General features: G+C 71.5%; 12 protein-coding genes. 6 read left to right on the top strand and 6 right to left on the bottom strand.

Annotated features, from left to right (window positions below; genetic code table 11):
• Positions 1-34 precede the first annotated feature (34 nt).
• The 5 genes from ACWCHM_RS09760 to ACWCHM_RS09740 all read left to right on the top strand — a co-directional run bounded on the left by ACWCHM_RS09760 (position 35) and on the right by ACWCHM_RS09740 (position 5,990).
• On the top strand, positions 35-1,213 hold the full coding sequence (locus tag ACWCHM_RS09760; protein WP_454222158.1) for a nucleotide disphospho-sugar-binding domain-containing protein: 1,179 nt from the start codon (positions 35-37) through the stop codon (positions 1,211-1,213).
• Positions 1,214-1,321: 108 nt separating this feature from the next.
• Positions 1,322-2,626, top strand: a complete 1,305-nt coding sequence (rfbH, locus tag ACWCHM_RS09755; protein ID WP_204960473.1) for a lipopolysaccharide biosynthesis protein RfbH — start codon at positions 1,322-1,324, stop codon at positions 2,624-2,626.
• A 213-nt stretch (positions 2,627-2,839) separates the two neighbouring features.
• Positions 2,840-3,211 (top strand): YciI family protein, encoded by a 372-nt coding sequence (locus tag ACWCHM_RS09750; protein WP_204960472.1) that lies wholly within the window; start codon positions 2,840-2,842, stop codon positions 3,209-3,211.
• On the top strand, positions 3,208-4,425 hold the full coding sequence (locus ACWCHM_RS09745) for an RNA polymerase sigma factor (RefSeq protein ID WP_204960471.1): 1,218 nt from the start codon (positions 3,208-3,210) through the stop codon (positions 4,423-4,425). The genes ACWCHM_RS09750 and ACWCHM_RS09745 overlap by 4 nt, the downstream gene beginning before the upstream one ends.
• Before the next feature lie 323 nt (positions 4,426-4,748).
• Positions 4,749-5,990: an acyltransferase family protein gene (locus ACWCHM_RS09740; protein ID WP_281896905.1), complete on the top strand. Its 1,242-nt coding sequence runs from the start codon at positions 4,749-4,751 to the stop codon at positions 5,988-5,990.
• 288 nt (positions 5,991-6,278) lie between these two features.
• Here the strand turns inward: ACWCHM_RS09740 and ACWCHM_RS09735 are convergent, their stop codons facing one another.
• Positions 6,279-7,853 carry a DHA2 family efflux MFS transporter permease subunit gene (locus tag ACWCHM_RS09735; protein WP_281896902.1) on the bottom strand — a complete coding sequence of 525 codons (1,575 nt, stop codon included), beginning with the start codon at positions 7,851-7,853 and terminating at the stop codon, positions 6,279-6,281.
• 114 nt (positions 7,854-7,967) lie between these two features.
• Here ACWCHM_RS09735 and ACWCHM_RS09730 point away from each other — a divergent pair, with 114 nt between their 5' ends.
• The gene (locus tag ACWCHM_RS09730) at positions 7,968-8,339 is read left to right on the top strand and encodes a YciI family protein (RefSeq protein ID WP_204960468.1); all 372 of its coding nucleotides are present in this window, start codon (positions 7,968-7,970) and stop codon (positions 8,337-8,339) included.
• A gap of 88 nt (positions 8,340-8,427) precedes the next feature.
• On the opposite strand, the gene ACWCHM_RS09725 is transcribed toward ACWCHM_RS09730, so the two are convergent.
• The 5 genes from ACWCHM_RS09725 to ACWCHM_RS09705 all read right to left on the bottom strand — a co-directional run bounded on the left by ACWCHM_RS09725 (position 8,428) and on the right by ACWCHM_RS09705 (position 12,990).
• The gene (locus tag ACWCHM_RS09725) at positions 8,428-9,615 is read right to left on the bottom strand and encodes an acyl-CoA dehydrogenase family protein (protein ID WP_204960467.1); all 1,188 of its coding nucleotides are present in this window, start codon (positions 9,613-9,615) and stop codon (positions 8,428-8,430) included.
• Positions 9,616-9,688: 73 nt separating this feature from the next.
• On the bottom strand, positions 9,689-11,266 hold the full coding sequence (locus ACWCHM_RS09720) for a GMC family oxidoreductase (RefSeq protein WP_204960466.1): 1,578 nt from the start codon (positions 11,264-11,266) through the stop codon (positions 9,689-9,691).
• A gap of 170 nt (positions 11,267-11,436) precedes the next feature.
• Positions 11,437-11,919, bottom strand: coding sequence for an SgcJ/EcaC family oxidoreductase (locus tag ACWCHM_RS09715; protein ID WP_204960465.1), 483 nt, complete (start codon positions 11,917-11,919; stop codon positions 11,437-11,439).
• A gap of 101 nt (positions 11,920-12,020) precedes the next feature.
• Positions 12,021-12,476 carry an SgcJ/EcaC family oxidoreductase gene (locus ACWCHM_RS09710; protein ID WP_204960464.1) on the bottom strand — a complete coding sequence of 152 codons (456 nt, stop codon included), beginning with the start codon at positions 12,474-12,476 and terminating at the stop codon, positions 12,021-12,023.
• Between the two features lie 31 nt (positions 12,477-12,507).
• A complete protein-coding gene (locus ACWCHM_RS09705; RefSeq protein ID WP_204960463.1) occupies positions 12,508-12,990 on the bottom strand; it encodes an SgcJ/EcaC family oxidoreductase in 483 nt (160 codons plus the stop codon).
• Positions 12,991-13,027 lie beyond the last annotated feature (37 nt).

Below are 13,027 nucleotides of genomic sequence, written 5' to 3'. Positions count from 1 at the left end.
CATTCCGGCGGCGCCATAGCCGTCGGAGCCGCAGATGCGCGTGCTGATCACCAGCGCACCGATGCACGGTCATCTCTTCCCGCTCGTGCCGCTCGCCTGGGCGTTGCGGGCGGCGGGGCACGAGGTGCTGGTCGCGTGCACCGAGCACTTCGTGCCGACAGTGACCCAGGCGGGCCTGCCGGCGGTCTCCAGCGGGCCGGGGATGGACGTCCGTGACCTGATGCGGCCGGATTCGCCGCACGGCATCGAGGACGACCCCTACGGACACGGCGAGGTCTTCGCGACAATGGCGTCGCGGAACCTCGCCGGCACCCTGGCCACCGTCCGGTCCTGGCGACCGGACCTGGTGCTCGCCGAGCGCTCCGAGTACGCCGGTCCGGTGGCCGCCCGTGCCGAGGGCGTCCCGTACGTCGAGCTGCACTGGGGGGTCGCGGAACTCGTCGAGTACCGGGCCGCCGCCGAGACGGTGCTCCGGGGTGACCTGCACCGGCTCGGGTTGACCCGGCTGCCCCGGGCCGACCTGGTGCTCGATCCGTGGCCGCCCAGCCTGCGACTGCCGCACGCGCGGGCGCACCTCGGGCTGCGGCCGGTGCCCTACAACGGCGCCGCCCGGGTGCCGACGTGGCTGCTCGACCCGTCGTCGCGGCCCCGGATCGGGCTGACCATGGGCACCGTCCTGCCGCAGCTGACCGGCGGCGGGATGGGTGGCCTGCTCACCGGCCTGGTCGAGGAGCTGGCCACCCTCGACGCCGAGCTGGTCCTCGCCATCGACGACGAGGCCGCCCGGGAGCTGCCGCCGCTGCCGGCGGCGGTCCGCCACGCCGGCCGGATTCCGTTGTCGGAGCTGGTGGCGACGTGCCGACTGCTGATCCACCACGGCGGGCAGGGTTCGGCCCTGACCGCGCTGGCCGCGGGCTGCCCACAGATCGTGCTGCCCAAGTTCGACGACGCGCTGGAGAACGCGGAGGCGATCGCCGCCGCGGGCGTGGGGGTGGCCGTCCGGCTGGACGTGGCGACCCCGCGAGCGGTGGCCGACGCGGCGGACCTGGTACTGGGCCAGGCCCGGTTCGCGGCCGCGGCCGCGGCGGTGGCCCGGGAGGTCGCGGCACAGCCGTCGCCGGCCGAGACCGTCGAAGCGTTGGAGCGGCTGGCCGGCGGAACACCGCCGACGCCGGCGGCGGTCGGCGGGTCGTCCGTCCGGTGGCGGCCGTGAGCACCGCCCGCCAGCACGCGTCCCCGGTGGTCACCGGCGCGGGCCACGGACGGTCCGGCCCCGCCACCGGTACGCACACCTGTCGCGATCATGAGGAGGAATCGGGGCATGAGTGACCGTAGAGCGCTGCTGCTCGACGAGGTCCGCAAGTTCCACCAGGACGGGCAGCCCAATCAGCCGTTCATCCCGGGGGTGACCGAGATCTGGCCCTCCGGGGCGCTGCTCGACGCCGAGGACCGGGTGGCGCTGGTGGAGGCCGCGCTGGACATGCGGATCGCGGCCGGCCCGCTGGCCCGCAGGTTCGAGTCGGAGTTCGCCCGCAAGCTGCACCGCCGCAAGGCCCACCTGACCAACTCCGGCTCGTCGGCGAACCTGCTGGCGGTCAGCGCGCTCACCTCGGACCTGTTGGAGGACCGGCAGCTGCGCCCCGGCGACGAGGTGGTCACGGTGGCCGCCGGGTTCCCCACCACGGTCAACCCGATCCTGCAGAACGGGCTGGTGCCGGTCTTCGTCGACATCGACCTGGGCACCTACAACACCACGGTGGAGCGGGTCGCCGCGGCGATCGGCCCGAAGACCCGCGCGATCATCCTGGCCCACACGCTGGGCAACCCGTATCCGGCGCGGGAGATGGCCGAGCTGGCCGACGCGCACGACCTGTTCTTCGTGGAGGACAACTGTGACGCGGTGGGCTCCACCTACGACGGTGCGCTGACCGGCACGTTCGGCGACCTGTCCACGGTCAGCTTCTATCCCGCCCACCACCTGACCATGGGCGAGGGCGGCTGCGTGCTCACCTCGAACCTGGCGCTGGCCCGGATCGTCGAGTCGCTGCGCGACTGGGGTCGGGACTGCTGGTGCCCGCCCGGCGAGTCGAACACCTGCCTGAAGCGGTTCAAGTACCAGCTCGGCACGCTCCCCCAGGGCTACGACCACAAGTACATCTACTCGCACGTCGGATACAACCTGAAGGCCACCGACCTGCAGGCCGCGCTGGGGCTGACCCAGCTGGCCAAGCTGGACGAGTTCACCGCGCTGCGCCGGCGCAACTGGCGTCGGCTGCGCGAGCGGCTCGACGGGGTGCCGCACCTGCTGCTGCCCGAGGCCACCGAGAACAGCGAGCCGAGCTGGTTCGGGTTCGTCATCACCGTCGAGCCGGGCGCGCCGTTCAGCCGGTCCGAGCTGGTGGCGTTCCTGGAGGACCGGCGGATCGGCACCCGGCAGCTGTTCGCCGGCAACCTGACCCGGCACCCGGCCTACCTGAACCAGCACTACCGGGTGGTGGGCGACCTGACCAACAGCGACATCGTCACCGAGCAGACGCTGTGGGTCGGCGTCTACCCGGCGCTCACCGATGAGATGATCGACTATGTCGGAACGTCGATCGTGGAGTTCGTCGCCGACCGGGGGTGAGCGTCGGGAAACACCCGATGTCGCAAAGACGAATTCCATTTCGTCGGCCACCGACCCGCCCGACCCGATGCCACGAGCCCACCGACAAAAGCGACGCGGCACCCGGCCGCCGCGCCGAACTACCCACCCTGAGCTGCGGTTCTGTATTGTGTCGAAGCGGCGGTGCCGTTTCGACCCACTGGTGGGACAATCATCTCCGACCTTGGAGGTGCGGTGAAGTATCTGATCCTGATCAGCCACAACGAACAGGCTCGTGACGCGTGGCAGGGCATGTCCGACGCCGAACGGGAGTTGGGTGTCAAGGCGCACACCGCCCTCGTCGACGAACTGGCCGCGACCGGTGAGCTCATCGTCTCCGAGGCGTTGGCCGACCCGTCCACCGCCCGGCGGGTCCGGGTCGAGCGCGGCCGCACGACGGCCACCGACGGCCCCTTCCCCGAGGTGAAGGAGTACCTGGCCGGCTTCTACCTGGTGGAGTGCGCAAGCATCGAGCAGGCGGTGGCGCACGCGGCCCGGATTCCCGAGGCGCAGCTCGGCCTGGTCGAGGTGCGCCCGGTCCTCGACGCCCCCCGGGCGGACGCGTGACAGTTACCACGGAGGTCGAGGACCTGCTGCGCGAACACGCGCCGCAGGTGCTCTCCACCCTGGTACGTCTGCACGGCGGCTTCGACACCTGCGAGGACGCCGTGCAGGAGGCGCTGCTCGCGGCGGCCGTGCAGTGGCCCGAGGAAGGGCTGCCGGCCAACCCCCGGGGCTGGCTGACCACTGTGGCGTCCCGCCGCTGGACGGAACTGTGGCGCAACGACGCCGCCCGCCGTCGCCGGGAGCGGGCGGTGGCGGCGCTGACCGGCCCGGAGCCCGGCCCGGTCTCCGCTGTCGACGACACGCTGACCCTGCTGATGCTCTGCTGCCATCCGGCGCTGACCCGGGCCTCCCAGGTGGCGCTCACCCTGCGGGCGGTCGGCGGGCTGAGCACCGCCGAGATCGCCCGCGCCTTCCTGGTGCCGGAGTCCACCGTCGCGCAGCGGATCAGTCGGGCCAAGCAGCGCATCCGGGCCAGCGGCATCGAGTTCCGGATGCCCGCCCCGCAGGAACGCCCGGCGCGGGTGGCCGCCGTGATGGAGGTCCTCTACCTGATCTTCAACGAGGGCTACACGGCCAGCTCGGGGCCGGCACTCAACCGGATCGAGCTGACCGCCGAGGCGATCCGGCTGACCCGCCAGTTGCACGAACACCTGCCCGACGACCCGGAGGTCACCGGGCTACTGGCGTTGATGCTGCTCACCGACGCCCGCCGGCCGGCCCGGACGGCGTCGGACGGAGCGCTGATCCCGCTGGCCGAGCAGGACAGGTCCCGATGGGACGGGCGGGCGATCGCCGAGGGGGTCGCGCTGATCACCCGGACCCTGGCCAGCGCACCGGTCGGCCCGTACCAGGTGCAGGCGGCGATCGCCGCGGTGCACGACGAGGCGGCCCGGGCCGAGGAGACCGACTGGCCGCAGATCCTCGGCCTCTACAACCTCCTGCGCCGCATCGCGCCCGGTCCGATGGTCGCGCTCAACCGGATCGTGGCGGTCGCCATGGTGGACGGACCGCGGGCCGCGCTCGCCGAGCTGGCCGCCGCCGAGGCCGACCCGGTGCTGGCCGGCAACCACCGGGTGCACGTGGTCCGGGCGCACCTGCTCGACCTGCTCGGCGACCGGGACGAGGCCCGGCGGTACTACCTGCTGGCCGCCCGGTCCACCCTCAGCGTCCCCGAGCAACGGTTCCTGCGGCTGCGCGCCACCCAGCGCTCCTGATCCGCCGACAAATGGTGGGGCGCAATGCCCGCACAGCCCGTCGGAATCGACTTGCGACAACGACAAATCAGCCGGGAAGGCCGAAAGGCCGATGCCGGCAACCAAAGGATGAAACAATTTCGCCGCAAGTGCGGATGACCATGCTCGTCTATTTTTTATAGCCTCCAGGTAGCGGTCGACGGCAACTCCCTCAGTGCCGTCCGGCCGGTCGGGCCGGTACGCGCACCACCATGTCCGGACCGGCCGGCGCCGCCCATTCCCGACGCCCGACGAACGCGCGGAATCGGGACGGACCCGAGACCGCGGGTAGTGGAGAGCAGAAGATGGCCATCCCCTCGACCCCTGTCCCCGGCGCCGCCACGAGCGCCTCCGAACGACTGCACGCCCTCGACGCGGTACGCGCCGGAGCCCTGCTCCTCGGCGTCGTCCTGCACACGACACTGTCCTTCCTGGAGCCCCGCACCTGGGTGGTGGGGGACGTGTCGACGAGCCCGGTGATGAACGGCACCTACTTCGTCATCCACGTGTTCCGGATGACGCTGTTCTTCCTGATCGCCGGCTTCTTCGCCCGGTTGCTGCTGCACCGGCGTGGCACCGGCGGGTTCGTCCGCAACCGGGCCGTGCGCATCCTCGCCCCGCTGGCGATCTTCTGGCCGGTGGTGATGTTCTCCACCGTGGTGGCGATCATCATCGCGGCGAACCTGGCCGGTGAGGAGGTCCCGGGGGCCACCCCGATGACCCCGAGCACGTTCCCGCTGACCCATCTGTGGTTCCTCTACTGGCTGCTGGTCCTCTACGTACTGGCGCTGGCCGTCCGCGCGGTGGTCAACCTGGTCGACCCGGACGGCAGCCGGCGCAGCGGGCTGGTCGACCCGATCGTCCGGGGCGTCGTCGCCCGTGACCTCACCCCGCTGGTCGTCGGTGCCCCGCTCTGCGTCGCCTTCCTGCTCAAGCAGGACTGGCTGCTCTGGTACGGCGTGCCGCCGGCCGAGAACGGGCTGATCCCCAACCCGGTGGGTCTGGTCGCCTACGGATGCGCGTTCGGTTTCGGCTGGCTGCTCAACCGCCAGGTGGACGTGATCCGGGTGTGGGAACGGCGGTACCCCCGCAACCTGGTGGCGGCGGTCGTGCTGACCGGCGTGGCGCTGGCGATGGTCGGGCTCACCCCGGACACCGAGCCCGAGGCGCTGGGCTGGCACAAGGTCGGCTACGCGGTGGTCTACACGCTCGCCGTCTGGGCCTGGACGATGGGCCTGATCGGGGCGGCGATGCGGCACCTGTCCCGGCCGAACCCGTCGATCCGGTACGTGGCCGACGCGTCGTACTGGGTCTATGTCGTCCACCTCCCGCTGGTGATGGCGCTGCAGGCGGCGGTGTCGCAGGTGGCGGTGCCGTGGTTCGTCAAGTTCCCGGCCATCCTGTTGGTCACCTACCCGGTCACCCTGCTCAGTTACCGCTACCTGGTCCGGTACACGTTCATCGGTGCCCTGCTCAACGGCCGACGACGCCGCCGGGACGAGAAGCCGGCCACCGAGGCGGCCGTGCCGCAGGCTGCCGCCCGCTGACCTGCGCCCCACGCTCGCCGGGCCGCGCGACGTGCTGGTCGCGCGGGCCGAGTCAGCCCCGCCGGAAGGGGGATCCGGCGGGGCTGACGCCTGCCGGGGGGACGGCAGGCTTCTCCGGCCCGGACCGGGGGGACGGTCCGGGTGGCGCGCCGGGGCGGGCCGACCGCCCCGGGTGCCGGCCGGCCCGAGGGAGGGCCGGCCGGCACGTCCCGCACAGACCCTGGGGGGTGGGTCAGGTCGGGACGGATACGACGTCCGGGCTGCGGCAACGGCCCGGACGCCGACCGGTCAGCGTTTGTGCGGGGCGCTGGACCGGTCGTCGACGGAGGTGCCGACGGCACCGGGGTCATCCGACGGGGTGTCAGCGGTGGCCGACCCGGCGTCGGTCTGGGCGGCCGGCTCCGCCCAGTCGCCCTGCAGACCGATCTTGTCCAGCAGCAGGAGCACGGTGACGGCGACGACCACGAGCAGCACCGCCGACACCCGGTACGACAGCACGTAGCCCTCGGTGGCGGCGGCCCTCGCCTCCACCCCCTCGGCGAGCCGGTCCCCACCGAGCCGCAGGGCCAACGCCACCAGGACCGACAGGCCGAGCGCGCCACCGACCTGCTGCATCACGTTCTGCATGGCGGAGGCGAGCCCGGTGTCCTGGGTGCCCACCTTGTAGAGGGCGGTGTTGGCGGTGCCGGGCATCGCCAGGCCGAAGAACAGGCCCAGCACCACCATGCCGGGCAGGATGCCGCTGGCGTAGTGGGTGTCCACGGAGATCCCGCTGAGCAGCAGCAGACCGGCGGTCACGCCGAGCAGACCCACGATGATCACCGGCTTGACACCGAACTTCGGGATCATGCCGGTGGACAGCCCGACGCCGAAGGCGATGCCCAGGCCCACCGGGATGAAGGAGAGGCCGCCCTTGAGCGGCGAGTAGCCGAGCACCTGCTGCTCGAAGAGGGTGGTCAGGAAGGTGAAGCCGAAGAAGGCGCAGGAGAGGGTCAGGCCGACCAGGTAGCCCACCGCGCGGGTGCGGTTGGTGAAGAAGCGCAGCGGGATCAGCGGCGCGGCGGCCCGCGACTCGATCAGCAGCATCAGCCCGATCAGCACCAGCCCGCCGAGGAGCGGCAGCAGCACCTGCGGCGAGAGCCAGGACCGCTCGGCGGCCTGGAGCAGGCCGTAGACGATGGCCACCAGACCCGCCGTGGCGGTCAGCACGCCGGCGAAGTTGAACTTCTGCCCGGTGCGCTCCATCCGGCTCTCGCCGACCAGCCGACCCACCAGGGCCAGCGCGATCACCGCGACCGGGACGTTGACGTAGAAGATCCAGCGCCAGCTGGCGTCGGCGACGATGAGCCCGCCGACGACCGGGCCGAGGGTGCCGGCCAGGCCGGACAGGCCACCCCAGATGCCGACCGCCTTGACCCGGTCGGCCGGTGCCGAGAAGAGCAGGAAGACGATGCCGAGCGCGGCCGGGGCGGCCAGCGCCTCACCGATGCCTTGGAGGAAACGGCTGTAGATGAGCATCTCGGGGGTCATCGCGGCCCCGGAGATGACCGAGGCGATGGCGAAGATGACCACGCCGGTGACGAAGATCCGCCGCCGGCCGAACAGGTCGGCGAGCCGGCCGCCGAACAGCAGCAGCCCGCCGGCCATCAGCACGTAGCCGTTGACGACCCAGGCCAACCCGGTCCGGGACATGTCGAGCTCGCCCTGGATGCGCGGCAGCGCGACGCTGACCACGGTCATGTCGATGACGAACATGAACTGGACGAAGCCGAGCAGCGCCAGCGCCTTCCACCGACGGGGGTCCGGCCGGTCCGCGGACGCGTCCAGCGCCTCGTCCGAACTCGGTGTGGTACCGGTGCTCATGGTGCCCTCCTCGACATCGGCGCACGTCACGTGCGCTTCTGCCTGGATGTCGAAGCTGGCTCGTTGGTTTCGACATACGGGTAAGCAAATAGTTCGAGCCTTCAGGAGGCACCCATGAAGTACCTGATCATGATCAGCCACAACCAGCAGACCCGGGACGCCTGGCAGAACATGTCCGACACCGAGCGGGAGATGGGCTTCAAGGCGCACATGTCGCTGGTGGAGGATCTGGCCGAGTCGGGCGAGCTGATCGTCTCCGAGGCCCTGGCCGACCAGGGTCAGGCCAAGAAGGTCCTGGTCCGCGACGGCAAGATCAGCACCACCGACGGCCCGTTCCCCGAGGTCAAGGAGTACGTCGCCGGGATCTACCTGATCGAGTGCGACACCATCGAGCAGGCGGTCGGGCACGCCGCCCGGATCCCGGAGGCCAACTTCGGCCTGGTCGAGGTCCGTCCGGTGCTCGGCGCCGGTGGCCCCGACATGTGACGAACCGCACATGCGGGCGGACCCGCGGCACCGGTCGGTGCCGCGGGTCCGTTTCTTCCCACCGTCCGCCGCGTCCGGCGGACAACACTCAGATGTACGGCGAGTTGGGCTCCAGCCCGCAGAGCACCCGCCCGTAGAGTTCGAGGTTCGTCGACGGGACCATCAGCGCGTGCAGGTTGACCGCGTACATGTCCCGGACCACCCGCTGCATCGGGGCCTGGCGCAGGATCGACGAGCCACCGCTGGCCATCCCGAGCAGGTCCACCGCGGCCCGGCCGAGCTGGCAGATCGCCCCGATGTCGGCCCGGGTGCGGGCCCGCTCCTCCAGCGTCCACGGCTCACCGCTGACGCCCTTGGTGTCGACCAGGTCGGTGATCCGCTGGGCGTGGAACTCGGCCTCGTCGATCTTCATGGTCGCCTCGGCGAGCTGGAGGTGGGTGACCGGAGCCTCCCGCTGCGTCGCGTAGTCGGTGTAGGTGATCTTGCGGTCCAGCCGCTCCAGGAAGAACTCCCGGGCCGCCCGGGCCAGCCCGATCACCGTGCCGGCCGAGGAGGCGTTCGCCACCCCGAGCAGCGGGTTACGGTACATCGGCAGGTCCCGGTTGAGCGCCGAGGCGCTCTGCCCCTGGAGCACCGCGGGCATCGGCACGATCCGCTCCTGCGGCACGAACACGTCCCGGGCCACCGTGGTGATGCTGCCCGAGCCCTGCAGGCCGGCGGTGTACCAGTCGTCGACGATCTCCAGGTCGGACAGCGGCACCAGGGCCATCACCGGCCACTGGTTCACCCCGTCCGGGGCGGGGGCCATCGCGATGACCTCCTGCCAGTGGCTGTGCAGGGCGCCGCTGATGAAACTCCAGCTGCCGTTGAGCACCATCCCGCCGCCGGGCTTCGGGGTGCCGCTGGCCGACGGGCTCAACGTCCCGCAGATCCGCACGTCGGGGGTGGCGTAGACCTCGTCCTGCACCGCGTCGGGGAACATCCCGACCATCCAGCCGGGGATCGCCCACACCGACGCCGTCCAGGCCACCGACCCGTCGCCCCGGCCCAACTCCACCATCACCTCGTGCAGGGTGCGGGTGTCCGACTCGTACCCGCCGTAGCGGCGCGGCACCCGCATCCGGAACAGGCCGGCGTCGGCCAACGCCTCGACCGTCTCGTCGTGCAGCCGCCGGTTCTCCTCCTGCCAGCTCGCGTGCTGGCGCAGCAGCGGCACCAGCCCGCTGGCGCGGCGTACCAGTTCGTCCCTCGGGGGGGCCTCGGTCGCGCTGGTCATCTCACTCCTCCTGTGCACGGGTACGGTCGACGGACGGGACGCCGTCCACCGGGACGAACAACGGGGCAGGCGGTCACCGGGCGACCGCCTCGGCCTGCCGGGGCAGCGGCGCGACCCCGGCGATCAGGTCCGCCGCCTTCTCCGCGATGGCGATCACGGCGGCGTTCGGGTTGCCCCGGACCAGGGTGGGCATGACGCTGGCGTCGACCACCCGCAGCCCCTCCAGCCCGTTGACCCGCAACTGCTCGTCGACCACGGTGCCCATCGCGCAGGTGCCCGCCGGGTGGAAGATCGAGTGCGCGTACTGCCTGACGTAGTGCCGCAGGTCCTCGTCGGAGTCCGAGGCCGGCGGGGCGAACTGCCCCTCGGTGTACGGGGCCAGCGCCTTCTGCTGCGCGATCCGGATGCCGATCCGGGTCGCCGCCACCGCGTCGTCGAGGTCGCGCTCGTCCTGGAAGTAGTTGTGCACGATCTTCGGCTTGGCGGTCGGGTCGGCCGAGGCGAGCAGCACGTACCCCCGGCTGCGCGGGGCGATCATCGACGGGCCGTACGAGATCGAGTGGTGGGTGGGGGTGCCCAGCCCGCTGTCGGCGAACATCACCGGCGCGGCCAGGAACTCCGCGTCCGGGGCGGTCAGGTCGTCGCGGGTCCGCACGAAGCCGCCGGCCTCCGGCCCGTTGGCCGTCATCGGGCCACGGCCCTCGGCCATGAAGCGCTGCAGGTGCTCGGGCTGGTTGGCGGCGAGCAGGCTGATCGGCTGCGAGTGGGTGTAGACCAGCGGGATCAGCGCGTGGTCCTGGAGGTTCTGCCCCACCTGCGGTTGGTCCAGCAGCACCGGCACGCCGAGCGCGCCGAGCAGCGGGGCCGGGCCGACCCCGGAGAGCATCAGCAGCTGCGGCGAGTTGTACGCCCCGGCAGCGAGGATGACCTCCCGCGACGCACTGACGGTCAGCGTGTCGTCCAGCCGGGTGCCGGTCACCCCGACCGCCCGGCCGTTCTCGATCAGCACCCGGTGCACGTGGACGTTGGTCTCCACGGTCAGGTTGGGCCGGTCCAGGACGGGGTGCAGGAACGCGGTCGCGGTGCTCTCCCGACGGCCGTCGCGCTGGGTGAGCTGGAAGAAGCCGAAGCCCTCCTGGGTGGCGCCGTTGAAGTCGTCGTTGACCGCGTAGCCGGCCTCGGTGGCCGCCTGGACGAACGCCGACGACATCGGGTTGTTGGCCCGCCCCTCGGAGACCGCCAACGGCCCGTCGACCCCGTGGTAGACCGACGCCCCACGCTCGTTGTCCTCGGACCGCTTGAAGTACGGCAGCAGGTCGTCGAAGTCCCAGCCGGGCTGCGCCCAGCCGTCGAAGTCGCCACGCGCGCCCCGGATGTAGACCATCGTGTTGATCGAACTGGTGCCGCCCAGCACCCGGCCCCGGGGCAGGTAGACCCGCCGCCGGCCCAGCGCCGGCTCCTCGTGGGTGTCGTAGTCCCAGTCCAGGGCGGTGCGGAACAGGGTGCCGAAGGCCACCGGGACGTGGATGTTGTCGGCGGTGTCCCGGGGACCCGCCTCGATCAGGCACACCGTGACGTCGGGGTCCTCGGTGAGCCGGGCGGCCAGGACACACCCCGCTGATCCCGCGCCGACGATGACGTAGTCGTACACCACTGCACCCTCCAAGGTCAGGTTCTCGGTTGTCGTCGCGGGTCACCGCGCCACCGGCGGGGACCGGGCGGTCCCCACCGGGCGTGCCCCGAGGCCGTGGTGACCGTGATCGGCATCCCGTCGTCACCACGACCCCGGCGGTCGGGCGGTCGTCGTCGACCGCGCCGGCGTCAGCCCCTGATCGGGCTGCTCTGGTGCGAGACCAGCCGGAGCTGGCCGTCGGGTTGGCGCAGCATCACCCAGGTGGCCCGGATGAAGTTCTCCGGCGCGATGTCGTCCTGGCCGGCCATGATGATGCCGCCCTCGGTCACCACCAGGGCGACGTCGTCGGTGAGGAAGGTGACCTCGACCGGCCAACCCTTCACCCGGGCGCCCCGCAGCGGCCCGGCGAAGCCCCGGGACATGTACGCCCGGATCTCCTCCCGGCTGGTGAGCTGCTCGTCGCGCATCAACAGGCTGCCGTTGTCGGTGAACACGTCGGCGAACATGTCGGCGTCGTTGGCCGCCCAGGCCGCCTGGATGCGCATGGCCACCGTCAACACCGCCCGCTCGTCGGCGTCGGTGTACCCCCGGTAGTAGGACGGGTCCTCGGGGACGCCGGCGGCGGCCAGCAGCGCCGAGGCGTCCCCCCAGGGTGCCATGGTCGTGGTCATCGGTCCCTCTTCTCCTCTCGTCGTCCAGGGCCGGAACGACCCCTTCGTCGTTCCGACCCTGGCCGGCCCGCTGCCCGCTCCGGCTCTGGCCGGAGCCGGGTTCAGCCGGTGATCGGGCTGCTCTGGTAGGAGGCGATCCGCCAGTCGCCGTCCCGCTTGACGACGACCCACATGATCCGGAGGTTGTCGGCCGGAGCGAGGGCGTCGGCGTCGGCGTAGACGACCCCGCCGACGCTGACGGCCAGCGCCATCGACTCCGAGACGACCTGGATCTCGCTGAACTCCAGGGTCAGCCGGGAGCCCTTGTACGGTCCGGCGAACAGCTCGCCGAGGTACGTCCGGATCTCGTCGCGGCTCATCAGCTGGTTGTCGCCGACGAGCATGCTGCCGTTGTCGATGAAGAGGGAGGCGAACCCCTCGGCGTCGTTGGCGTCCCACGCCGCCCGGCAGCGCAGCGGCGCGGTCAGCACCGCCCCTTCCACCCCGTTGGGGAAGTCACCGTAGTACGAGGCCCACTGCTTGGCGCCGGCCACGAGCGACGCGCCCTCGGTGCTCATGCTGCCTCCTCCTGTCCGAGTGGATGCCCGGTCACCAGCGCAGCGTCGCGCCGGCGCCGCGCGGGCTGTTCTGGTAGCCGGCGAGCTGCCACTGGCCGTCCCGCTTGACGACGACCCAGGTGGAGCGCACGGCCAACTCCTCCGCGATCTCCGTCTGGCCGGCGGCGAGGATGCCACCGTGGGTACGGATCAGGGCGGCGTCGTCGGCGATGATCCGCACGTCGACCGGCCGGCCGGTGACGCCGGTGCCCTTGAACGGCCCGGCGTACGCGGCGGCCATGAACGCGCGGATCTCGTCGCGGCCCTTCTTGAACACGTCCCCGGGCAGGATCATCACGCCGTCCTCGGTGAACGCATTCGCCACCCCGGCGGCGTCGTTGCGGGACCAGGCCTCCACCAGCCGCAACGGAACGGTGAGGACCTCCTTTTCCTGAGCGCTGGTGAACGACCCGTAATACGCGTCGAGCGCCTTTTCTCCGTCAATGGCCGGAGCCACCTGGGTACCAGTGGACATCGTGGTCGCTTCCTCTCCTGTGACTACTGCGGACAGT

The organism is Micromonospora sp. SCSIO 07396 (genome assembly GCF_053667945.1).
The sequence above is the reverse complement of the archived record's forward strand: the minus strand, read 5'-3'. Positions and strand labels throughout refer to the sequence as shown.

Excerpts from the sequence above, each read along its gene's own strand:
- ACWCHM_RS09760 (WP_454222158.1), top strand. The coding sequence starts at position 35 with ATGCGCGTGCTGATCACCAGCGCACCGATGCACGGTCATCTCTTCCCG.
- rfbH (WP_204960473.1), top strand. The coding sequence starts at position 1,322 with ATGAGTGACCGTAGAGCGCTGCTGCTCGACGAGGTCCGCAAGTTCCAC.
- ACWCHM_RS09740 (WP_281896905.1), top strand. The coding sequence starts at position 4,749 with ATGGCCATCCCCTCGACCCCTGTCCCCGGCGCCGCCACGAGCGCCTCC.
- ACWCHM_RS09735 (WP_281896902.1), bottom strand. The coding sequence starts at position 7,853 with ATGAGCACCGGTACCACACCGAGTTCGGACGAGGCGCTGGACGCGTCC.
- ACWCHM_RS09730 (WP_204960468.1), top strand. The coding sequence starts at position 7,968 with ATGAAGTACCTGATCATGATCAGCCACAACCAGCAGACCCGGGACGCC.
- ACWCHM_RS09725 (WP_204960467.1), bottom strand. The coding sequence starts at position 9,615 with ATGACCAGCGCGACCGAGGCCCCCCCGAGGGACGAACTGGTACGCCGC.
- ACWCHM_RS09715 (WP_204960465.1), bottom strand. The coding sequence starts at position 11,919 with ATGACCACGACCATGGCACCCTGGGGGGACGCCTCGGCGCTGCTGGCC.
- ACWCHM_RS09710 (WP_204960464.1), bottom strand. The coding sequence starts at position 12,476 with ATGAGCACCGAGGGCGCGTCGCTCGTGGCCGGCGCCAAGCAGTGGGCC.
- ACWCHM_RS09705 (WP_204960463.1), bottom strand. The coding sequence starts at position 12,990 with ATGTCCACTGGTACCCAGGTGGCTCCGGCCATTGACGGAGAAAAGGCG.